The following is a 22,295-nucleotide window of genomic DNA, read 5'->3' on the forward strand; positions in this document are numbered from 1 at the left end:
ATGCCCGATATGGAAAGTTTCTGGAACGATCTAGAAGATACTTACCAATCTGTTTTGTCTGCACCAAGTTTTGATGCTTGGATAAAAACAACGCAACCGCTAAAGTTGGAGAATAACCAACTGTGGTTAGAGGTTCCATCCGCAGTGCATAAAGACTATTGGGAAAAGAATTTAGCCGCAAAAATTGTCGAGACTGGCTTTAAATTGACAGGTGCTGAAGTGATGCCTCATTTTGTTGTAACTGGTGAGAAAGAGATGATGCCGGTTCAAGAAGAAAAAAAAGCCCCTGTGACGCAGGAAAAAATTGCCGAGCATGGGAAAAAAGCTTTATTGAATCCAAAGTATTCTTTTGACACATTTGTTATCGGAAAAGGAAACCAAATGGCTCATGCTGCAGCTTTAGTTGTAGCAGAGGACCCTGGTTCAATTTACAATCCACTATTCTTTTATGGTGGTGTTGGTCTAGGAAAAACCCATTTGATGCATGCTATCGGCCATCAAATGCTACAAAACCGACCCGATGCAAAAGTAAAATATGTCAGCAGTGAAACATTTACAAATGAATTCATTAATTCGATCCAAACGAAAAATTCAGAACAATTTAGAAAAGAATACCGTAATGTCGATTTACTTTTAGTTGATGATATTCAATTTTTGGCGGAGAAAGAAGCAACATTAGAAGAATTTTTCCATACCTTTAATGATTTGTATAATGAAAACAAACAAATCGTGTTGACAAGTGATCGACCGCCTAATGATATTCCAAAACTACCTGAGCGTTTGGTTTCTCGTTTTGCTTGGGGTCTCTCTGTCGATATTACACCACCAGATTTAGAGACGCGAATTGCTATTTTACGAAAAAAAGCCGATGCAGAACGGCTAGAAATTCCTGATGACACGCTCAGCTACATCGCAGGCCAAATTGATTCCAATATTCGTGAATTAGAGGGTGCCTTAGTCAGAGTTCAAGCATTTGCTACTATCAATGGGGAAGATATTACTACTAGTCTAGCCGCCGATGCGTTGAAATCTTTAAAATCTGTCGGCAGTCAAAATCATCTGTCGATTTTACAAATTCAAGAAGAAGTGGCAAAGTATTACCATATCCAATTAAAAGATCTAAAAGGCAAGAAACGTGTGAAGTCGATCGTTGTTCCTAGACAAATTTCAATGTATCTATCTAGAGAGATGACGGAAAATTCTCTACCAAAAATCGGTGCCGAATTCGGCGGAAAAGATCACACGACAGTCATCCATGCTCATGAAAAAATTCAACAATTAATGGAAAAAGATCCAACAATTCAAAAAGAAGTTGGTGAAATCAAAAACTTGCTTAATTCATAGCCTGTGGATAAAAAAACGTAAAAGTAAAAAGTTTTCCACAAGTTATACACAGGTGGAAAACTTAGTTTCTATTTCGTTTCCTGACTTTTCCACAGAATTAACAAGACCTACTACTTTTATTATTTATTTATATATAAATACAAAACGATCTTAGCAAGATTTCTACGTTCAATATCAATTAAAAAAGGAGTTCAACTATTATGAAATTAACTGTGAAAAGAAATATATTCTTACAAGAATTACAAACCGTTCAACGAGCGATTTCTTCCAAAACAACTATTCCAATTTTAACAGGTGTAAAAATCGTTTTAACGGATGAAGGCTTATCTTTAACAGGTAGTAACGCGGATATTTCTATTGAAAGTTTTTTAAGTAAAGAAGACGAAAAAGCTCAAATGACTATTGATTCAACGGGTAGTATTGTTTTACAAGCACGTTTCTTTGGTGAAATCATTCGTAAATTGCCAGAAGATATGTTCACATTAGAAGTGTTAGAAAATAATCAAGTTGCGATTACTTCAGGAAAAGCCGACTTTACGGTCAACGGACTGGATGCAGATAATTATCCCCATCTACCCGTTATTGATGCTAAGAATCAAATTCAGCTACCAGTTCACCTATTGACAAAAATTATCAATGAAACAGGATTTGCTGTTTCTCTTCATGAAAGTCGTCCAATTTTAACTGGGGTTCATTTTATTTTGGAAGATCAAAAATTATTGGCTGTTGCGACAGATTCACATCGTTTGAGCCAACGAATCATTCCAATCGAACAAGCTGCTGAAAATTTCAATATTGTCATTCCAGGAAAAAGTTTGACTGAGCTTTCTCGTTCATTTACAAATGAAGAAGAAATGGTCGAGATCAGCATTATGGAAAACCAAGTACTGTTTAAAACACAAAATATGTATTTCTATTCTCGTTTGTTAGAAGGAAATTATCCTGATACGAATCGTTTGATTCCAACAAGCTTTAATACTGAAATTGATTTTTATGTACCAGAATTATTATCGGCTATCGATCGTGCTTCGTTATTGTCACATGAAGGCCGCAATAATATCGTTCGTTTAGCAATTGCTTCTGATTCTGTTGTTCTTTATGGAAACTCTCCAGAAATCGGTAAAGTGGAAGAACCACTAAATTATGAAAAAGTAACCGGCGATCCATTGGAAATTTCGTTCAATCCGGATTACATGAAAGATGCATTACGAGCATTTGGTGATATGAGCATTACTGTTAAATTTATTTCTGCGATTCGTCCATTTACATTAGAACCGACAGAAACGGATTTAGACTTCATTCAGTTGATTACACCAGTTCGTACGAATTAAAAAATCAAGAAGTAGTGAGTAGTTAAAAAAGAATGTATGAAAAACCTGAATTGGTTTTTCGCACATTCTTTTTTGTATTTATTGTACTGCGACTAAAACTGAATTACTTATCCAGTCTCATACTTCTTGATAAGTTTTTTTGTTTTGATCCCCATAATTGTAAAATAGACAGCGACAAACATAAAAAACATCATCGGCATTATCTGGATGATCAAAAAGAAGGTTTGCATAATAATCATTCCAAACAACTGCGGACCAGTGTATGCCCAAATACTTGGTGTTAAGTACCAGGAAGAGATATTTTTAAAAGAAGGTTGCAAGATCATGAAATAAAGAATCATTAATGCCGCCCACATAATAGCTTGATCATATAAACGCTTATAGCGTTCATTGCTTGAAGAAGCATCTGAAAATATATCTAAATCTTGATTTTTACTGTTCAGTGGTGCAAAAAATTGAAATCCACTACTTTTTGTCCCACTGATATGCTGCCAACCACTATCCTCAAATAAAGTCAGATAAGCAATATAATCAGCTTTCTTTTTGAATATCTGATAATCAATCCTGTAATTTAATGTTTTCGGCGCTATTTTTTCAAACGTATAGACATTCCATGAACTATATTTGACTAAGCCCCAACCTTGTTCGGCCATCTTTTTTAAATACTGCTCTTCTTTTTTTAGATCAACAAACATCCTGACTTTTTTCATATGTCCCTCCTATAATAAATGATCAGCAAGTGTCACTAATTCTTTTAATCGTTCAACTTCAAGCATTAAAACTTTTTTACCAGTCGTTGTTAATTGATAGACACGCCGACGTTTATCTTCCCCTGGAACCTCACAAATGAGCTTTTGTTTTAAAAGATTTTCTGTTGCGCCATACATTGTACCGGCCGCAATACGTACACGACCATTACTGATATCCTCTACTTTTTGCATAATGGCGTATCCGTGCGAAGGTTCTATTAGCGACATCATAATATAAAAAGTTGTTTCTGTTAGAGGTAAAAACTTATTAATATTCATTTATCCTACACCTTACATCGTTAATTTATACAGTTTAACTGTACAGTTTTATAATATATCGTCAAACTGTATAATTCAACTAGTGTAAAGAAAAAAGAAGTTTTTTTAGCTCTTTCGATTTATCAGTTCAGTAAAATGAAAAATACTGAAAAGATTTTCAAGAGGCAAAACTTGTAAATTTCTTCTTAAAATGCATTTTAAGCCTTTTTTAATCGTTAGAATATTTTTTGTCGATTGCCTTCAAAATTGCTTAGAAAGAAAATTAGACGGATAAATTTGTTTTTTGATGTAAAAAAGAGTATAATATTAGAGTAAAAGTGAAAACAAAAAAGAGGGATGCATTTTGAAAAAGACGATTGTTTTAGAAACTGATTACATGACACTAGGTCAAGTCTTAAAAGAAGTCGACGTTATCAGCAGTGGCGGTGCTGCCAAATGGTACTTAGCCGAAAATAGTGTTTTCGTAGATGGGGAATTAGAGAATCGCCGCGGCAGAAAATTATATGCTGGTATGATGCTCGAGATACCTGAAGAAGGTACTTTTTTTATGGTCAAAAAAGGCGAGGTAGTCGATGAGACTGAATGAAATCGAGGTACAGCATTATCGTAATTATGATGGGCTGACCTTAGATTTTCCTAAAACTTTAAATATTTTTCTAGGAGAAAACGCGCAAGGCAAGACGAATCTTTTAGAAAGTATTTATGTTTTAGCGATGACCCGCAGTCACAGAACCAGCAATGAAAAAGAATTGGTCCATTGGGATTCTGATTCGGCAAAAATTAGTGGTGTCATCGAAAAGAAGACAGGCACGATACCACTTGAAATCATTATTTCTAATAAAGGCCGTAAGACAAAAGTGAATCATATTGAACAAAAGCGTTTGAGTTCATATATCGGTCAGCTGAACGTCATATTATTTGCACCAGAAGATCTATCTTTGGTCAAAGGGTCACCGCAATTACGTCGTAAATTTATCGACATGGAATTAGGCCAAGTCAATCCAATTTATTTGTATGATTTGGTTCAATACCAATCTGTTTTAAAACAACGCAATCAATATTTAAAACAGTTGGCTGAAAAAAAACAGTCCGATCATATCTATTTAGATATTTTGACTGAACAATTGGCAGAATTTGGCGGTAAAGTCTTATTTGCTCGTCTAGAATTTATCAAAAAATTAGAGCACTGGGCGAATTTACTTCATAAGAAAATCAGCCATGAAAAAGAAGAACTAGCGATCGAGTATTTTTCAAGTATCCCATTAGATAAAGAGCATTTTTCACTAGAAGAGATCCAAAAGCAATTGCTGCAGAGCCTACTTGACAACCGAAAACGAGAGTTGTTCAAAGCAAATACCTTTTTAGGTCCTCATCGAGATGATTTGATTTTTAATGTCAACGGGCAAAACGTCCAAACATATGGCTCACAAGGTCAACAAAGAACCACGGCACTCAGTGTAAAGCTTGCGGAAATAGATTTAATGTACTCAGAAACAGGAGAATATCCTGTGTTGTTATTGGATGATGTCATGAGTGAGTTAGATAATGAACGACAATTGCACTTGTTAGAAACGATTGAAGGAAAAGTTCAGACTTTTTTAACAACGACAAGTTTGGATCATTTAAACAATAAATTAACTGTTGAACCCGATATATTTTATGTTCATCAGGGAGAAATAGAGAGGGAAGCATAATATGACAGAAGAAGAAAAAAATATGAAAGAACGTGCACAAGAATATGATGCCAGTCAGATTCAGGTATTAGAAGGTCTTGAAGCAGTTCGTAAACGTCCTGGTATGTACATAGGATCAACAAGTTCAGAAGGATTGCATCACTTAGTTTGGGAGATCGTGGATAATTCGATCGATGAGGCTTTGGCAGGATTTGCTTCAACGATTCAAGTGACTATTGAAGAAGATAACAGTATCACTGTTATTGATGACGGACGCGGAATCCCAGTTGGTATTCAAGCTAAAACTGGACGTCCAGCAGTAGAAACAGTCTTTACCGTTCTCCATGCCGGAGGAAAGTTTGGCGGCGGCGGATACAAAGTTTCCGGCGGGCTTCACGGGGTAGGTTCCTCTGTTGTTAATGCTTTATCAACGACATTGGATGTAAAAGTCTATAAAGAAGGCAAAATTTATTATCAAGAGTTTCACCAAGGCGCTGTTAGAGATGATTTAAAAGTGATTGGTGACACTGACCGTCATGGAACGGCTGTTCACTTTGTTCCAGATCCAGAAATTTTTACAGAAACAACTGTATTTAACTTTGATAAATTAGCAACACGTGTTAGAGAATTAGCTTTTTTGAATAAAGGGTTAAAAATTTCTATTGAAGATAAACGTGAAGAAAAACCTGTCTTGAAAGAGTATCACTACGAAGGTGGGATCAAGAGTTACGTTGAACATTTGAATGCGAATAAGGATGTGTTATTCCCTGAACCAATTTTTATTGAAGGGGAACAACAAGAGATCATTGTGGAAGTATCTATGCAATATACAGATGGCTATCACACTAATCTATTAAGTTTCGCCAATAATATTCATACGTATGAGGGCGGAACCCATGAATCAGGTTTTAAAACGTCATTAACGCGTGTGATCAATGATTATGCCCGTAAACAAAAGATCATGAAAGAAAATGACGAAAACCTAACAGGAGAAGATGTTCGTGAAGGCTTAACTGCGGTCATCTCTATCAAACATCCAGAGCCACAATTTGAAGGACAAACTAAAACGAAATTAGGAAATTCAGAAGTTCGGACTGTTACAGACCGTCTATTCTCTGAGTATTTCAATAAATTTTTGATGGAAAACCCAACTGTAGGGAAACAAATCGTCGAAAAAGGCCTACTTGCTTCAAAAGCCCGTATGGCTGCTAAAAGAGCGCGTGAAGTGACTCGTCGTAAAGGAGCACTTGAAATCAGTAATTTACCTGGTAAATTAGCCGATTGTTCAAGTAAAGATCCTGAAAAATGCGAAATCTTCATCGTCGAAGGAGATTCAGCCGGCGGTTCAGCAAAACAAGGCCGTAGTCGTGAATTCCAAGCGATTTTACCGATTCGTGGGAAAATTTTGAATGTTGAAAAAGCCAGCATGGACAAAATTTTGGCAAATGAAGAAATCCGTTCACTATTTACAGCGATGGGCACAGGATTCGGGGCTGATTTCGATGTAGCTAAAGCTCGTTACCACAAACTAGTGATCATGACCGATGCCGATGTCGATGGCGCACATATTCGTACACTGTTGTTGACGTTGTTTTATCGTTTCATGCGCCCAGTTGTTGAGGCGGGTTACGTATATATCGCTCAACCACCTTTATATGGGGTCAAACAAGGGAAAAATATTACGTACGTTCAACCAGGTAAAAATGCTGAGGAAGAACTAGCGCAAGTCCTAGCGTCATTACCAGCTAGTCCGAAACCAAGCGTTCAGCGCTATAAAGGTCTTGGGGAAATGGATGATCATCAATTATGGGAAACAACAATGGATCCTGAAAAACGTTTAATGTCACGTGTCAGTGTCGATGATGCGATCGAAGCCGATCAAATTTTTGAAATGTTGATGGGAGACCGTGTTGAACCACGCCGAGCATTTATTGAAGAGAATGCCCATTACGTAAAAAATCTAGATATTTAACATAAGAAGGAGAAAAGTTCATGAGTGAAGAAATGAAAGAGAACATTCAAGACGTCAATCTGACCAGTGAAATGAAAGAATCCTTCATTGATTATGCGATGAGCGTTATTGTAGCGCGTGCGTTGCCAGATGTTCGTGATGGGTTAAAGCCAGTTCACCGTCGTATTTTATATGGGATGAATGAGTTAGGTGTAACACCTGATAAACCACATAAAAAATCAGCTCGTATCGTTGGGGATGTTATGGGTAAGTACCATCCACATGGAGATTCCTCCATTTATGAAGCAATGGTGCGGATGGCTCAACCCTTTAGTTACCGTAGTATGTTAGTCGATGGGCACGGAAACTTTGGTTCTGTCGATGGTGATGGCGCTGCTGCCATGCGTTATACCGAAGCTAGAATGAGTAAGATTGCTCTTGAAATGCTTCGTGATATCAATAAAAATACAGTCGATTTCCATGGAAACTATGATGACTCAGAACAAGAACCAGATGTACTTCCTGCACGTTTTCCTAACCTTTTAGTGAATGGAACAACAGGGATCGCTGTTGGGATGGCAACAAATATTCCACCACACAATTTAGCGGAAGTAATTGAAGCTGCAAGCTTATTGATGGAAAATCCCGATGCAACGACTAATGAATTGATGGAAGTATTGCCTGGACCAGACTTTCCAACTGGTGGTTTAGTTATGGGGAAATCAGGTATTCGCCGTGCCTATGAAACAGGTAGAGGATCCATTACGATTCGTGCGAAAGTTGAAATCGTTGATATGCCAAATGGTAAAGAACGTATCTTAGTATCTGAGTTGCCTTATATGGTTAATAAAGCGCGCTTGATCGAACGAATTTCAGAATTGCATCGCGAAAAAAGAATCGAAGGAATCACTGATTTACGTGATGAATCTTCTCGTGAAGGTATGCGTATCGTCATCGATGTTCGCCGCGATGTCAGTGCCTCTGTTATTTTGAATAACCTTTATAAAATGACGGCATTGCAAACCTCTTTTGGTTTTAATATGTTGGCAATCGAAAAAGGGATTCCTAAGATTTTAAGCTTGAAAGAAATTCTTGAAAATTATATCGAGCATCAAAAAGAAGTTATTACACGTCGTACAGAATTTGATAAGAAAAAGGCTGAATCACGTGCACATATCTTAGAAGGTTTGCGAATTGCTCTAGATCACATTGATGAGATCATCGCAATTATTCGAAATTCAAAAGCAGATGATGAAGCAAAAGCTTCTTTGATCGAACGTTTTGAATTTTCAGATCGTCAAGCACAAGCGATTTTGGATATGCGTTTACGCCGTTTAACAGGTTTGGAACGCGATAAGATCGAAAATGAGTACCAAGAATTATTGAAATTCATTGCTGATTTGAATGATATTTTAGCTCGACCAGAACGTGTCGTTGAGATCATCAAAACAGAGTTAGGTGAGATTCATGATAAATATGGCGATGCTCGCCGCACAGAATTATTAGTGGGTGAAGTCCTAAGTTTAGAAGATGAAGACTTGATCGAAGAAGCTGAAGTTGTTATTACACTAACAAATAATGGCTATATCAAACGTTTAGCCAACAGTGAATTTAGAGCACAGCGCCGAGGTGGCCGTGGTGTGCAAGGAATGGGTGTTCATGATGATGACTTCGTGAAAAATCTAGTTTCTTGTTCAACCCATGATACGCTATTATTCTTTACGAATAACGGAAAAGTCTATCGTGCCAAAGGATATGAAATTCCTGAATATGGCAGAACAGCTAAAGGAATTCCTGTAATCAACATGCTGGGTATCGACTCTAGTGAGAAGATCCAGGCAATCATTGCTGTTGAAGGTCAAGCTGAAGAAGGACATTATCTATTCTTTACGACTCGTAAAGGTACCGTTAAACGTACAGCTGTCAAAGCATTCTCTAACATTAGAAGTAATGGTTTGATCGCAATCGGTCTAAAAGAAGAAGATGAGCTAGTCAATGTTGTCTTGACCAATGGCGAACAAAACATGATCATTGGAACGCACAATGGTTATTCTGTGACATTTGCTGAAACGGCAGTCCGTGATATGGGCCGTACAGCATCAGGTGTGCGCGGTATTCGTCTACGAGAAGAAGATTACGTCGTAGGAGCCTCTTTACTGGACGCTGACACGGAAGTTCTAGTGTTGACGGAAAATGGTTACGGGAAGCGTACAAAAGCTTCTGAGTACCCTGTGAAGGGCCGTGGCGGTAAAGGAATCAAGACTGCGAATATTACAGCAAAAAATGGTCCATTAGCAGGACTTACGACTGTTCGTGGGGATGAAGATATTCTAGTGATCACCAATAAAGGGGTCATTATTCGTTTCAATGTCGATTCCGTTTCTCAAACAGGGCGCGCGACATTAGGTGTTCGTTTAATGAGAATGGAAGAGGATGCGAAAGTTGTGACGATGGCCGTTGTAGAGCCAGAACCAGATGAAATTGTTGAAGAAGTTGAAAGTGTAGAAGAAACAGTTATTGAAACGGAAATAACTGAAACTGACCCAACAACAGAAGAATAAGAGTAAACCCTCGATTCAGTCTAACAATGGACTGAATCGAGGGTTTTTTAATAATAAGAAGATAGTGGAACCTTATTGAATAGTCAAGCCACTTTTTTAGCAAAGCTAACATTTGGATACTATGTGGTTATTTATAGACCTAATTACCCTTCTGAATAAATCAAATAAAAAAATATTTTTCACATTTGTATAGCTATTAACTATTTTTTATGTGTTATAAATAAGACAATATAAATTTTATAAATATTCGTTATCTACTTCGAAATCAATTCTAATTGAAGAACAAATGAAAATGAATGAAATTGCTGGTACATGGGGCTCTGTATCATGTTTTGGTTCAGCGTCAACATTGTATAAAGGAGGATATAACAATGACAGAAAAATGTAAAAACTGCGGCAATGATACATTTGAAAAAGGTGTACAATTTATGCAGATAAAGAAAAAAAAGAGTTCATTACATGGGTCTGCTCTAGAAGTAAGATTTTTGTACTAAGTGTGGAGAGGTTAGCTCAATGAAAGTAATAAATCCAGATAAAGTGGTTTGAGCTTATCAGATGCATAAACTAGACTGTTCAATTCAGCAAAAAAATAGATGCAGTCGTGAGTCCTCAATAAATTAAAAAGAACATTTCGGCAAAATGCTGAGATGTTTTTTTTTATTGATTTTAAATTCAAAAAAATTATAATATCATTTTGCTTTGTTTTGGAAAAAAGTATGATTATAATAAGAGTAATAAGAAGTGAGAGGTAAAAATGATGACACAAGAGAAATTGTTACTATCTAAAACTTTTTCAAAACAATTAAATATTGGAACGGCATTATCCAACTTTATTGAAAATATACTGGAAATATTCGGTGGAAAAACAACTGTTTATGAACGTAGACCGATTACTTTTTCAGAATATCTTTATGTCGAGATGATTACTTTTTCAAATGGTTTTCAAATCAGAACAAGCCTGAAAAGAAATCCAGAAACATTTGAAATAGAAGCATCTGCATATTCTGAACCCAATCATGTTTATTTATCGAAATTAACAGCAGAAGAATTGAATTTAATGTATTTGCTTGTCAAAAAGGAAAGAGAAAAAATAATGAATCAGAAATACTCAGAGGTGGATCAAAGACAGTTAGATGTAATATCTTCTTTATTGATGAATTTAAAAGTTATTACAGGTGAAATACTCTAGATAGAACACTGAAAACGCACGAACAGAAAACTAAGCTCGTGCGTTTTTCTTTATTTTTTTATGGTTTGATTCATTAACGTACAACGGCCAACAGCTGTGAGTTCACCAGTATTATTAATTATACGGCCTTCCCAAACTTGGATTGCTTGCCCTACACGATCGGCAGTCGCTATAACCGTCACTATTCCGCCAGCAACGCTTTTCAGATGATTGATTTGAAGATCTACTCCAACAGCATAAGAATCCTTAGCAAGTTGCTCATTAGCACCTAAACTGCAGGCGGTCTCAATCAAAATACCATTCATTCCTCCGTGTAAAATACCATAAGGTTGTTTGTGGAAATCTTCCACTTTCATCGTTAAAATAACTTTTTCTTTAGATAGTTCTGTTGTTTCGATTTTTAAATAATCTAATAAATGCATGAAAATCAATCCTTTCATGTTACTGAAAAATCATTGTTGAATCGTCTCAAGAAAATTGATTACATTATCCAGTTTCAGTTCATGATAGCTTAAAGAATCAAAGTAGAATACTTTTTCTTTGGGAAAATTTTTTATATCAAACTGTTTTTGCAACCCAGGGACACAAATAATAGTATCCGCCTCTTGAGCAATAACGTCAATGTCCGCTATTGAATCATCTAAAACAGCAAGCCAGTGACTATTTCTTTTTTCCAGTGCTTGATTTAGTTTTGTTATTAGCTTGTTTTGATTAAACATACCTAGAATGTTTCCATCTAGAAGGATACTTTTCCCAAGCATAGGTGTACTTTGATAGACTACAATTGCAGTACTCATAAAATAATCTCCTTTACTATTCATAATAAGACTTTAGATAATTATAGTAACTAAGTTTTAAGAGATGCACAAGGAAATCTATATGATTTAGTAAATTTATAGTATGAGAAATAGTTTGTTTTCTCCTTTTGTAGTATAATTTATTTTCATATGATCAGGAAGAAAGTAGAGGGTTCAAAGATGGGTTGTCTAGGAAATATTATTTGGTTTATTTTTGGTGGTTTCGTTGGTGGTTTGGCTTGGCTTTTGGCTGGAGTTCTTTGGTGTATCACGATTGTTGGGATCCCGATTGGTTTGCAATGTTTCAAACTTGCAGGATTGAGTTTTTGGCCGTTCGGTAAAAGAGTTGTTCATAGTACAAGTACAACTTCATTTTTAGTGAATATTCTTTGGCTGGTTTTCAGTGGTTTTTGGCTAGCAATTGGACATTGTTTTAGCGGAATTATTCTGTGTGTGACGATTATTGGAATTCCATTTGGGATGCAGTCATTTAAGTTGGCTAAGTTGGCGTTGATGCCGTTTGGAGCGCAAGTGGTGCCATCGAATAGTGTTTATATGGAATAATAGTAAAAAAATTAGAAAAATAGAAAGACCAAGAAAAACGTAATTGTTTTTTTCTTGGTCTTTTATTTGTCTCTTGACAACGATAAAAAAAATTGGTATATTCTCATGTGGTTAAAACGTAATCATTACGTTTTGTTTACCATGAATCGGAAAGGAGTATTCAGATAAACAAATAAACGATGGAAAAGAATGCATTTTTCATACTGATAATGAGCACATAACTATAACGATTGAGGAGATTAGGGATGAAGAAGAAGATCACACTAATGATTACAGGTTTATTTTTACTAACAGCTATTTTAACGGCTTGTACTAAGCCAAAAACTGAAACAAAAACGAATGAAGATAAAAAACAGCTAACGATTGTCACTTCTTTTTATCCAATGTATGAATTTACAAGAAATATTGTTGGTAACGTTGGTGAGGTTACCTTGATGGTGCCAGCTGGAACTGAAGCACATGATTATGAACCTTCAGCAAAGGAAATTGCCAAATTACAAGATGCGGATGCCTTTGTTTATAATAGTGAATATATGGAAACCTGGGTTCCTAAAATGGAAAAATCACTAAAGAATATCACGAGTATCAAAGCAAGTGACGGACTGGTTCTTTTACCTGGGAGTGAAGATCATGATCATTCAGCAGAGGAAAATCATGATGGGCATTCTCATGACTATGATCCCCATTTATGGTTAAGCCCTTTTCGAGCAATCAAAGAAGTTGAAATAATCAGAGATGGATTGATTGAGAATTTTCCAGAGCAAAAAACAACTTTTACTAAAAATGCGGCGGATTATATTGAACAATTAACAGAGCTTAACGAACTATATGAAACAACGTTAATGAATGCCAAACAAAAGAATTTTATTACCCAACACACAGCTTTTTCTTATCTAGCTTTAGATTACGACCTAAAACAAGTGCCGATTGCTGGGATTTCTCCAGATCAAGAACCAAAGCCTTCTCGAATTGCGGAACTGAAAAAATTGGTTGAAGAAACAGGAATCAACTATATTTATTTTGAAGAAAATGCTAATGATCGAGTAGCGAAAACCTTGGCAAACGAAACAGGCGTAGAATTACTTGTTTTAAATCCGTTAGAAGGTCTTACTAAAGAAGACATGAAAGCAGGTAAAACGTATATTAGTGTGATGAAAGAAAATTTAGAAGCATTAGAAAAATCAACCGAGGTTACACCTAAAAAAGAAGTAGCTGAGCCAGCAGTAAATAAGACTATCTCAAATGGCTATTTTGATGATAAGGATATTAAAGATCGTGACCTTTCTGATTATTCAGGTGAGTGGCAATCGGTATTTCCTTATTTAGAAGATGGCACGTTTGATCAAGTATTTGATTACAAAGAGAAATTAACGAAAAAAATGACTGCTGAAGAATACAAGGACTATTATCAAAAAGGGTATCAAACGGATGTGGATCGAATTAACATTAGCAGTGATGCTATGACTTTTATAGTAGGTGATAAAAAGTACACGTCGAAATATAAATATGCAGGAAAAGAAATTCTAACCTACAAAGCAGGAAATCGTGGGGTTCGCTATTTATTTGAAGCTACAGAAGACACGCCTTATAAGTATGTTCAATTTTCAGATCATGGAATCGCACCTTCAAAAACAGCACACTTCCATATCTATTTTGGTAATGAAAGTCAACAAAAATTATTGGATGAAATGGATAATTGGCCAACTTACTATCCTGTTGAGATGACTGGATTTGATATTGCACAAGAGATGTTAGCACATTGATAACAATCTAAATGATTAAATATAAAACCCATCAAAAATCTGCTAGTTGAGATTTTTGATGGGTTTATGCGTATATGTTTAATTAAATTTAGATGTAAAGTCGCACAATGATAGGATTTTAAACGTGCAGCAAAATTACGTTTGAACCTTTAGGGAGAGAATCAAACACTTCTGTTTGGATATTGTACAAATGTAGTCAGCAGATGATCAAAAGAAAAAAAGTGTTGCTAGTTGCACTACATGCTAAATAGGTAAGTAAGAAAAATGAATTGCGGCTATATTTTCTAGATTTTTTTCGCATAATCTTTCACCACACTCTAAAACGTCTATCATTCTAAAATCAGTATATTTGTGTATAATAGAAACATTGAAAACTAATTTAACTTTAACAGGCCCCCTCTCGGTAAAAAGAAAAATGAAGAATGAGGCAAAAAGCTCCTCAGTCATCATTTCCTATTTTCCTGTCGAGGTTGGACGAGCCTGCGCAGCTTTTAAAATTATCTAGCTTTGCAGGCTAACCTCTCGGTAAAAAGAAAAATGAAGAATGAGGCAAAAAGCTCCTCAGTCATCATTTCCTATTTTTCTGTCGAGGTTAGACGAGCCTGCTCAGCTTTTAAAATTATAAGGAGGTTTCCTCATGAGAAACTGGACAACGATCAAAGAATACGAAGAAATTTTATTTGAACAAGAAGGTAAAGTGGCAAAAATCACGATTAATCGCCCGCAGGTGCATAATGCCTTTACACCAAAAACAGTCATGGAAATGATCGATGCATTCAACATTAGTCGTGATAAACAAGATGTTGGCGTAATTATTTTAACAGGTGCAGGAGACAAAGCATTTTGTTCTGGCGGAGATCAAAAAGTCCGCGGACATGGTGGTTATGTTGGGGAAGATAGTGTTCCTCGTTTAAATGTATTAGATTTACAACGTTTGATTCGTGTGATTCCAAAACCTGTTATTGCAATGGTCAAAGGATATTCGATCGGTGGCGGCAATGTACTTCAACTTGTGTGTGACTTAACAATTGCAGCGGACAATGCTAAATTTGGTCAAACTGGACCGAATGTTGGTAGTTTTGATGGTGGCTATGGATCTGGTTATTTAGCACGTGTGGTCGGTCATAAAAAAGCCAAAGAAGTGTGGTTCTTATGTAAACAGTATTCAGCGGAAGAAGCACTGGACATGGGCTGGATCAATACGGTTGTCCCTTTAGACGAAGTAGAAGATGTGACAATGGAATGGGCTGAAGAGATGTTGAAGAAAAGCCCACTTGCATTGCGTATGATCAAAGCGTCTTTAAATGCTGACACAGATGGACTGGCTGGAATTCAGCAATTAGCAGGGGATGCAACATTACTATATTACACAATGGATGAAGCTAAAGAAGGACGCGATTCATTTAAAGAAAAACGTGATCCTGATTTTGATCAATTTCCTAAATTTCCATAAAATAAAAGGGTGAAGAACATGAGTAGTTGGCTACAAAAACAAGTGAATGAAAAGCCCGATCAGCCTGCCTTTTACTGGGAGGATGAAGTTTGGTCGTTTGCTGAAGTAGCACAAGAAATCAAACGGTGGACATCCTTATTTTCTTTAGAGATTCCAAGTAAAGAAAAACGAGTCGGTCTATTCAGCCGCAATTCAAAAGAAATGTATTTTTCAATTCTAGCTTTGTGGGAATTAGAAAAAGAGTTAGTTTTATTAAATACGCATTTGAGCTTGCAAGAACTTCACTATCAATTGACAGATGCTAAGGTAAATATGGTAGTAGTTTCTACTGAAAATATATCCCGTCTTTCTGAATTGAATCAGATAACGCTGATCGAAATGACACAGCCGAATATAACAGGATCAAGCTCATTTGAACACCTGTCTGGATACCAACTAGATGCCACAGCTTCCATCATGTACACATCAGGTACAACAGGAAACCCTAAAGGCGTTGTACAGTGTTTCAGTAATCATTTGGCTAGTGCATTGGCAACACAAGAAAATATGGCTATCACAGAGGAAGATTGCTGGCTCTGTCCGGTACCATTATTTCATATTAGTGGTTTATCGATCATTATTCGTCAATTAGCATTGGGATGTAGTTTACGTCTATACAATAAATTTGATGCAGAAATAGTGACAAATGATTTAGCTGAAAATCGAGGAACGGTGATTTCTGTTGTGGCGATCATGCTGCAAGAATTACTGGAGAACTATCCTAATAAAGGCTACAGTGAAAAGTTTAAAGCGATGTTGCTTGGTGGTGGACCAATTTCTCCTAAAGCATTGGAAAAATGCGAAAGTTATGGTATTCCTGTGATTCAATCGTATGGAATGACTGAAACCTGTTCTCAAGTCGTGGCGTTAAGCTTTGAGGATGCTGCGAAAAAAATGGGTTCGGCGGGTAGACCATTGCTGGGAATGACACTTAAAATCGTGGATGAGGAAGAGAAAAATAGACTGCCAAATGAAGTTGGAGAAATTCTGTTAAAAGGTAAAAATGTCATTCGCCAATATTTGAACGGCGAGCAATGGCGAGCGGTGAAATGGACGACAGATGGTTGGTTTAAAACGGGTGATATGGGGTATCTGGACGAAGACGGATATCTGTATTTAGTCAGCCGTTTAAGTGAGTTGATCATATCAGGTGGCGAAAATATCTATCCTACAGAAATCGAGCACGTACTCCAAGAGTTTCCCGGTGTAAAAGAAGTTGCAGTCGTTGGTGAGTCTGATGAAAAATGGGGCGCTGTTCCAGTAGCATATATCGTTGGAGAAACGAAGATCACGGTAGAAAACATAAATAAATTTGCAAAAAAATATTTAGCAAGATACAAATTACCTAAACGGATTTATTTATGCCACTCTCTACCCAAAACAGCTAATGGAAAATTAGCGAAACACCGCTTAACATCAATAGAAAGGGAGGCTTTTTTAAGCAAATGAGCATTCCTAAAAAATTAGAGCAAGCTTACGAAAACGGCTATCGTCAATTTAGCTGGGTTAAAGAAATAAATGAAAATCTAGATTCTTTGCGTACTTTATTTGAGAAGGGGCAAAAAAAATACAGCAGTGAGCGCTTTTATTGGCAAACACCTGAAAATGATTTTACTTTAGTAGGTTTCGGTAAAGAAGCAGAATTAGCCTATGAACGGGCTTCGTTTGAGCAGGTGGATGAATTTATAATAGAGGAAAAAGAAAAAATTTATCAAAACCAATCGATTCCAGGAACAGGTGCAATTTTATTTGGTGGATTTGCTTTTGATAGCAAACAAACGAAACAAAATGACTGGGGCGCTATGGAACAAGGTTTGTTTCATTTGCCGACCTTTTTGCTTACAGAAACCGATGGCAAACAATACCTTACGATCAATTTCAGTGCAGAAAATAAAGAAATTTTACAGTCCAAGTGGCAAAAACTTACAGCACGATTCGTAGAAGTGATAAATACTCAAGTGATAGAAAAGAAAGACATTGCACAGATCAAAGCGGAAGAAATCGCTGTTTCAGAATGGATGATGGTAGTTGAAGAAACTGTAGCAAAACTAAGAGAAGCAGGACCATTAGAAAAAGTTGTTTTAGCAAGACGAATGGAAGTGAGAAGTGAACATCTATTTAACGCTGACACTATTTTAAAAAATCTTCAACAACAACAAACAAATACGTACTTTTTCGTGTTAGAGTCTCATGAACATATCTTTATCGGGGCTACACCGGAGCGTTTATTGAAAGCTTCTACAGAGACTTTTTCAACAGCAAGTATTGCAGGTTCTGTTTCACGTGGAACAACTGAAATTGAGGATGATGAGCTTGGTAATTATTTATTGAATGATATGAAAAACAAGCAAGAGCATAAAATTGTTGTAGACAGAATCATCAAAGAATTAGAAAAGATGACAGGAACATCTATACAAGCTCAAACCCCCAAACTATTAAAAAATCGCGATATTCAACATTTATATCTACCTATAGAAGGACGACGACAAAAAGAATATCGTTTCTTAAAAGGAATTCAGCAACTTCATCCAACGCCAGCATTAGGCGGAGAACCAAAGGATTTAGCATTGAACTGGCTTAGAGAGCATGAAAAGTTAGATCGAGGTTTATACGGCGCTCCTATTGGCTGGATCGCTATCAAAGAAGATATTGGCGAATTTGCAGTAGGAATTCGGTCAGCTGTACTTTCTGGAAATGTAGGCTATTTATATGCAGGATGTGGGATCGTTAAAGATTCTCAAGCAGAACAAGAAAGAATCGAGACAAAAATAAAATTTCAACCGATGTTAAGAGGAATAGGCGGGGATGCTCATGACAAATCAAAGTGAAATGACTAATTATTTACAAACCTTTGTTGAAGGAATGATCAGCAGTGGAGTCGAACAAGCTGTGATAAGCCCTGGTTCTCGTTCTACGCCACTAGCATTATTGTTGCATCGACAAGAAAAAATCGATACATTTATTGAAGTAGATGAACGTTCGGCAGCTTTTTTTGCCCTAGGATTAAGTAAAGCCAGTCTTAAACCAGTTGTATTGTTGTGCACATCAGGAACTGCCGCCGCAAATTATTATCCAGCGATTTGCGAAGCCAAAGCGAGTTACATTCCATTGATCATTTTAACAACGGATCGACCACCTGAATTGCGGCAAGTAGGTGCGCCTCAAGCAATGGATCAATTACATTTATTCCAAAACCATGTAAAAGAATTCATAGAGATGGCAATTCCAGAAGGAACGAAGATGATGTTAGACTATGCCTATTGGCAAGGAATGCGTGCAACGGATACTGCTTGTCAAACACCGAAAGGTCCTGTTCACTTGAATTTTCCATTACGTGAACCATTATTGCCTGATTTAAACCGATCATTGACTACTGAAAAAACAACAGAAATTATCTCAGGTAAACAGCAATTATCAGAAGAACAATTAATCAAGTGCGTCGATGCATGGCAAGGAAAAAAAGGCGTTTTAATTGTTGGTGGAAGCCATACGCCAGAAGAAGCTGAAGTATTTATTGAATTGGCAGAAACACTAAATTGGCCGGTCCTTAGTGATCCATTAGCAAATATTACTTCGTGCAGTAAAAATAGTCCTTTGATCATGAGTTATGCTGACTTGTTTATCCAAGAAGTCGAAATGATCCAATACCCTGAAGTCGTGGTACGGTTTGGAATGTTGCCAATTTCAAAAAATACGATGTTCTGGCTACACTCGCTTAATGAAATGACAAAAATTTATTTCGTTGATGAGACAGGTGAATGGCAAGATCAATTAAAACAAACGCAAGTAGCTATTCAGGCAGAAGAACAAACTTTTGCTAAGGCAATCATAAAGAGAGCTACAGTACAAACCTCAGACTTGTGGTGTAGTCAGTGGATGGACTGGCAAGAAACAACGGACCAACATTTAATGAAACTTAGCGAAATGAATACACTATGTGAAACGTCCGCAAGCATTCTTGTTCATAAAAAAATGACAAAAAATGGCCAATTATTTGTCTCGAACAGTAATGCGATTCGTTTTTTAGACCGATTTTCAACACCTGAAAATAATCACTATCAGTTATTTGGCAATCGTGGTATTAACGGAATTGATGGTATTGTTTCAACAGCATTAGGAATGTGTGCGACTCATCCAGCTTGTCAAAATATATTGTTGATCGGTGATTTGGCTATGTACCATGATATGAATGGTTTACTGTTAGCAAAACGATATAACTTACCCTTGACGATTGTTTTACTAAACAATAATGGTGGCGGTATTTTTTCTTTTCTCTCACAACGTCAATTGGAGGTAGAGGATTTCGAACCTCTTTTTGGTACACCAATCGATTTAGATTTTTCTTTGGTTGCTCAATTATATGAGGCAGAATACGCAAAAGCTGAAAGTTTAGAACAATTAGAATTATTGTTGGAAGCGACACAAAGGGAACCGAGATTTCAAATAATTGAAGTAGTCGGTGATCGTCAGGAAAATGTTTTATTGTATGAACAACTAATGGCTGGTTTAAAAGAAAAGTTAGGAAAAAATAAATGAATTCAAACATAAACGGTGTAAATTATTATTATGAATGGCTTTCAGACTATGAACCAAATCGTCAGACGTTGGTTTGTTTTCATGGATTTACTGGTACTAGTCAGACTTTTGCACCAGTTTTCCAAAAAGAAAATGATATCAATATTTTAGCAATCGATTTACTTGGCCATGGTAAAACGGATTGTTATGTCCATCCATATCGTTATCAGATAGAGTGTTTATGTCATGATATAGCATTGTTGACCGAACGATTGGGGATAGTTGATTTTTCTTTACTAGGCTATTCAATGGGTGCTAGAGCAGCTTTAGCTTTCGCCTGTCTATTTCCTAAGAAAGTGCAGTATTTAATCTTAGAGAGTGGTTCGCCTGGCTTAGAGAGTAAGGCAGAGCGAATGAGACGGAAAAATTCTGATGAGCATTTAGCCGGTTTTATCATGAGCCATCCGCTTGAAGCCTTTGTTGATAAGTGGGAGAACTTGTCTCTTTTTGATAGCCAAAAAAGATTATCAACTAAAATCAAAGAAACGCTTCGTAATGAACGGTTATCCCAAAGCTCTTTTGGCCTTGCTTGTAGTTTATGGTTTATGGGGACAGGCGTTCAGCCTAGTTTTTGGCAAGCGTTGTCCGATATAGAAGTTCCTATACTTTTGATAGTGGGAGAACTAGATGTTAAATTTCAAAAAATTGCAAAAAAAATGAAGAATAATCAACCAGATGTATCTATTAAAATCGTTTGTGATACAGGGCATTGTGTTCATTTGGAAAAACCAGAAATATTTTCGAATCTTGTTCATACATTTTTATTTAGCTACCCAAATAGATAAATTATCGAAGAACAAGAATTTTGATGCTAATTTTCTAAAAAATTACGTGAATTATTTTGCTTAAAATGGTATCTAGATTCGCTTTTAAAAAGGAGGAAACCACATTGAAAATTCACCGCATCGATCGTTACCGTGTTCGGTTGCCTCTAAGGATTCCTTTTGAAACAAGTTATGGTCGCCTAACAGAGAAAGCCTTTGATATTTTGTTAGTAACAGATGAATTAGGTAATCAAGGGATAGGGGAACTAGTACCTTTTGAACAGCCCGATTACATAGAGGAAACAATCGCTACAGCCCGAATTATCATAGAAGAGCATTTGATTCCTTTAATAAAAGATGCAGATATCCACCATCCTAAAGAAGTATCCCTGCTTTTCAACGAAGTAAAAGGCAATCAAATGGCTAAATCTAGTCTTGAGACAGCAATTTGGGACTTATATGCCAAACGTAATGGCACCAGTCTAAAAACTTACTTTAATGAAACTAGAACTAAAATTCCAGTTGGCGTCAGTGTTGGTATTCAGACTGATTTAGCCAAACTAATAGATCAAATTAATGAATATGTAGTTCAAGGTTACCAAAGAATCAAATTAAAAATTCGTCCAGGCTACGATTTAAAACCAATTGACGCGATTCGTAATAAATTCCCAGATATTCTGCTGATGGTCGATGCCAATTCAGCATATACGATTAAAGATATATCCCACTTAAAACAATTAGATCGCTATGATTTAGCAATGATCGAACAACCTTTTGCAGCGAATGATTTTCTGGATCATGCGCAATTACAAAAAGAAATGCAAACAGATATTTGTTTAGATGAAAATATTCGAACACTTAAAGATTGTGAGTTAGCATTTTCTTTGGGGAGTTGCAGAAGCATCAATTTAAAGATTCCTAGAGTGGGTGGAATCACAGAAGCAATGAAAATAGTGGATTTCTGTAAAGAAAAAGATTTACTTGTTTGGCTGGGTGGAATGTTTGAATCTGGTGTAGGACGGGCTTTGAATCTGCAGTTTGCTTCTCAAAAAGTCTTCAAATTTCCTGGAGATATTTCAGCTTCTGATCGTTATTATTATGAAGATATCTTGACGGATACTATTGAAATTCAAAAAGGTAAAATCAGTGTACCCAATGGTTTTGGGATCGGTGTTTCTTTATCTCAAGAAACGTTATTAAAATATGGTCTTTATGACACACTATTTATTAAATAAAAAGAATCAAAGACTATTTTCTAGCCTT

Annotated in this window: 21 protein-coding genes; 17 read left to right on the forward strand and 4 right to left on the reverse strand. The window is 36.4% G+C overall.

All coding sequences use genetic code 11. The features are described from left to right. Together dnaA and dnaN are read left to right on the forward strand one after the other, a co-directional pair. Positions 1–1,344 (forward strand): chromosomal replication initiator protein DnaA, encoded by a 1,344-nt coding sequence (gene dnaA / locus AC4BC4_RS00005; protein WP_438757782.1) that lies wholly within the window; start codon positions 1–3, stop codon positions 1,342–1,344. Between the two features lie 200 nt (positions 1,345–1,544). Continuing rightward, the gene (gene dnaN / locus AC4BC4_RS00010; protein WP_438757781.1) at positions 1,545–2,675 is read left to right on the forward strand and encodes a DNA polymerase III subunit beta; all 1,131 of its coding nucleotides are present in this window, start codon (positions 1,545–1,547) and stop codon (positions 2,673–2,675) included. Positions 2,676–2,782: 107 nt separating this feature from the next. On the opposite strand, the gene AC4BC4_RS00015 is transcribed toward dnaN, so the two are convergent. Both AC4BC4_RS00015 and AC4BC4_RS00020 read right to left on the reverse strand, forming a co-directional pair. Further along, entirely contained in the window at positions 2,783–3,385 is a 603-nt protein-coding gene (locus AC4BC4_RS00015; RefSeq protein WP_490476339.1) for a DUF2812 domain-containing protein, read from the reverse strand. Positions 3,386–3,394: 9 nt separating this feature from the next. Then, positions 3,395–3,703, reverse strand: coding sequence for a PadR family transcriptional regulator (locus AC4BC4_RS00020; protein ID WP_490476340.1), 309 nt, complete (start codon positions 3,701–3,703; stop codon positions 3,395–3,397). A 343-nt stretch (positions 3,704–4,046) separates the two neighbouring features. Here AC4BC4_RS00020 and yaaA point away from each other — a divergent pair, with 343 nt between their 5' ends. The 7 genes from yaaA to AC4BC4_RS00055 all read left to right on the forward strand — a co-directional run bounded on the left by yaaA (position 4,047) and on the right by AC4BC4_RS00055 (position 11,077). After that, complete coding sequence (yaaA, locus tag AC4BC4_RS00025; RefSeq protein WP_010766628.1) at positions 4,047–4,289, forward strand: S4 domain-containing protein YaaA; 243 nt, start codon at positions 4,047–4,049, stop codon at positions 4,287–4,289. Beyond that, positions 4,276–5,397 (forward strand): DNA replication/repair protein RecF, encoded by a 1,122-nt coding sequence (recF, locus tag AC4BC4_RS00030; RefSeq protein WP_438757778.1) that lies wholly within the window; start codon positions 4,276–4,278, stop codon positions 5,395–5,397. The genes yaaA and recF overlap by 14 nt, the downstream gene beginning before the upstream one ends. A gap of 1 nt (position 5,398) precedes the next feature. Then, a complete protein-coding gene (gyrB, locus tag AC4BC4_RS00035) occupies positions 5,399–7,348 on the forward strand; it encodes a DNA topoisomerase (ATP-hydrolyzing) subunit B (protein ID WP_438757777.1) in 1,950 nt (649 codons plus the stop codon). 20 nt (positions 7,349–7,368) lie between these two features. Next, a complete protein-coding gene (gyrA, locus tag AC4BC4_RS00040; protein ID WP_438757776.1) occupies positions 7,369–9,888 on the forward strand; it encodes a DNA gyrase subunit A in 2,520 nt (839 codons plus the stop codon). A gap of 274 nt (positions 9,889–10,162) precedes the next feature. After that, on the forward strand, positions 10,163–10,276 hold the full coding sequence (locus AC4BC4_RS00045; RefSeq protein WP_490477388.1) for a thiocillin family RiPP: 114 nt from the start codon (positions 10,163–10,165) through the stop codon (positions 10,274–10,276). After that, positions 10,260–10,382 carry a hypothetical protein gene (locus AC4BC4_RS00050; RefSeq protein ID WP_438757775.1) on the forward strand — a complete coding sequence of 41 codons (123 nt, stop codon included), beginning with the start codon at positions 10,260–10,262 and terminating at the stop codon, positions 10,380–10,382. Before AC4BC4_RS00045 ends, AC4BC4_RS00050 begins: the two co-directional genes overlap by 17 nt. Positions 10,383–10,645: 263 nt before the next feature. Then, positions 10,646–11,077 (forward strand): hypothetical protein, encoded by a 432-nt coding sequence (locus AC4BC4_RS00055; protein WP_438757773.1) that lies wholly within the window; start codon positions 10,646–10,648, stop codon positions 11,075–11,077. A gap of 50 nt (positions 11,078–11,127) precedes the next feature. Here AC4BC4_RS00055 and AC4BC4_RS00060 read toward each other — a convergent pair whose 3' ends face one another. Both AC4BC4_RS00060 and AC4BC4_RS00065 read right to left on the reverse strand, forming a co-directional pair. Next, on the reverse strand, positions 11,128–11,499 hold the full coding sequence (locus tag AC4BC4_RS00060) for a PaaI family thioesterase (RefSeq protein ID WP_438757772.1): 372 nt from the start codon (positions 11,497–11,499) through the stop codon (positions 11,128–11,130). A 30-nt stretch (positions 11,500–11,529) separates the two neighbouring features. Then, positions 11,530–11,874: a hypothetical protein gene (locus AC4BC4_RS00065; RefSeq protein WP_490476341.1), complete on the reverse strand. Its 345-nt coding sequence runs from the start codon at positions 11,872–11,874 to the stop codon at positions 11,530–11,532. Positions 11,875–12,054: 180 nt separating this feature from the next. On the opposite strand from AC4BC4_RS00065, the gene AC4BC4_RS00070 reads away from it, so the two are divergent. From AC4BC4_RS00070 to menC, 8 genes are all read left to right on the forward strand, one after another. After that, complete coding sequence (locus tag AC4BC4_RS00070; RefSeq protein WP_490476342.1) at positions 12,055–12,438, forward strand: YccF domain-containing protein; 384 nt, start codon at positions 12,055–12,057, stop codon at positions 12,436–12,438. Positions 12,439–12,683: 245 nt separating this feature from the next. Continuing rightward, positions 12,684–14,201, forward strand: a complete 1,518-nt coding sequence (locus AC4BC4_RS00075; protein ID WP_490476343.1) for a zinc ABC transporter substrate-binding protein AdcA — start codon at positions 12,684–12,686, stop codon at positions 14,199–14,201. A gap of 637 nt (positions 14,202–14,838) precedes the next feature. Continuing rightward, entirely contained in the window at positions 14,839–15,654 is an 816-nt protein-coding gene (gene menB, locus AC4BC4_RS00080; RefSeq protein ID WP_490476344.1) for a 1,4-dihydroxy-2-naphthoyl-CoA synthase, read from the forward strand. A gap of 18 nt (positions 15,655–15,672) precedes the next feature. Continuing rightward, positions 15,673–17,142, forward strand: coding sequence for an o-succinylbenzoate--CoA ligase (locus AC4BC4_RS00085; RefSeq protein WP_490476345.1), 1,470 nt, complete (start codon positions 15,673–15,675; stop codon positions 17,140–17,142). Then, positions 17,139–18,521, forward strand: coding sequence for an isochorismate synthase (locus tag AC4BC4_RS00090; protein WP_490476346.1), 1,383 nt, complete (start codon positions 17,139–17,141; stop codon positions 18,519–18,521). The genes AC4BC4_RS00085 and AC4BC4_RS00090 overlap by 4 nt, the downstream gene beginning before the upstream one ends. Beyond that, on the forward strand, positions 18,505–20,229 hold the full coding sequence (gene menD / locus AC4BC4_RS00095; RefSeq protein ID WP_490476347.1) for a 2-succinyl-5-enolpyruvyl-6-hydroxy-3-cyclohexene-1-carboxylic-acid synthase: 1,725 nt from the start codon (positions 18,505–18,507) through the stop codon (positions 20,227–20,229). The genes AC4BC4_RS00090 and menD overlap by 17 nt, the downstream gene beginning before the upstream one ends. Beyond that, the gene (gene menH, locus AC4BC4_RS00100; RefSeq protein WP_490476348.1) at positions 20,226–21,053 is read left to right on the forward strand and encodes a 2-succinyl-6-hydroxy-2,4-cyclohexadiene-1-carboxylate synthase; all 828 of its coding nucleotides are present in this window, start codon (positions 20,226–20,228) and stop codon (positions 21,051–21,053) included. Before menD ends, menH begins: the two co-directional genes overlap by 4 nt. A 104-nt stretch (positions 21,054–21,157) precedes the next feature. Next, the gene (gene menC / locus AC4BC4_RS00105; RefSeq protein WP_490476349.1) at positions 21,158–22,267 is read left to right on the forward strand and encodes an o-succinylbenzoate synthase; all 1,110 of its coding nucleotides are present in this window, start codon (positions 21,158–21,160) and stop codon (positions 22,265–22,267) included. The last annotated feature ends 28 nt before the right edge of the window (positions 22,268–22,295 follow it).

The sequence above is a fragment of the Enterococcus sp. AMC1086 genome, from assembly GCF_058216575.1.

Coding starts and splice junctions, on each gene's coding strand:
- dnaA (WP_438757782.1), top strand. CDS start 1: ATGCCCGATATGGAAAGTTTCTGGAACGATCTAGAAGATACTTACCAA.
- dnaN (WP_438757781.1), top strand. CDS start 1,545: ATGAAATTAACTGTGAAAAGAAATATATTCTTACAAGAATTACAAACC.
- AC4BC4_RS00015 (WP_490476339.1), bottom strand. CDS start 3,385: ATGAAAAAAGTCAGGATGTTTGTTGATCTAAAAAAAGAAGAGCAGTAT.
- AC4BC4_RS00020 (WP_490476340.1), bottom strand. CDS start 3,703: ATGAATATTAATAAGTTTTTACCTCTAACAGAAACAACTTTTTATATT.
- recF (WP_438757778.1), top strand. CDS start 4,276: ATGAGACTGAATGAAATCGAGGTACAGCATTATCGTAATTATGATGGG.
- gyrB (WP_438757777.1), top strand. CDS start 5,399: ATGACAGAAGAAGAAAAAAATATGAAAGAACGTGCACAAGAATATGAT.
- gyrA (WP_438757776.1), top strand. CDS start 7,369: ATGAGTGAAGAAATGAAAGAGAACATTCAAGACGTCAATCTGACCAGT.
- AC4BC4_RS00050 (WP_438757775.1), top strand. CDS start 10,260: ATGACAGAAAAATGTAAAAACTGCGGCAATGATACATTTGAAAAAGGT.
- AC4BC4_RS00055 (WP_438757773.1), top strand. CDS start 10,646: ATGACACAAGAGAAATTGTTACTATCTAAAACTTTTTCAAAACAATTA.
- AC4BC4_RS00060 (WP_438757772.1), bottom strand. CDS start 11,499: ATGCATTTATTAGATTATTTAAAAATCGAAACAACAGAACTATCTAAA.
- AC4BC4_RS00065 (WP_490476341.1), bottom strand. CDS start 11,874: ATGAGTACTGCAATTGTAGTCTATCAAAGTACACCTATGCTTGGGAAA.
- AC4BC4_RS00070 (WP_490476342.1), top strand. CDS start 12,055: ATGGGTTGTCTAGGAAATATTATTTGGTTTATTTTTGGTGGTTTCGTT.
- AC4BC4_RS00075 (WP_490476343.1), top strand. CDS start 12,684: ATGAAGAAGAAGATCACACTAATGATTACAGGTTTATTTTTACTAACA.
- menB (WP_490476344.1), top strand. CDS start 14,839: ATGAGAAACTGGACAACGATCAAAGAATACGAAGAAATTTTATTTGAA.
- AC4BC4_RS00085 (WP_490476345.1), top strand. CDS start 15,673: ATGAGTAGTTGGCTACAAAAACAAGTGAATGAAAAGCCCGATCAGCCT.
- AC4BC4_RS00090 (WP_490476346.1), top strand. CDS start 17,139: ATGAGCATTCCTAAAAAATTAGAGCAAGCTTACGAAAACGGCTATCGT.
- menD (WP_490476347.1), top strand. CDS start 18,505: ATGACAAATCAAAGTGAAATGACTAATTATTTACAAACCTTTGTTGAA.
- menH (WP_490476348.1), top strand. CDS start 20,226: ATGAATTCAAACATAAACGGTGTAAATTATTATTATGAATGGCTTTCA.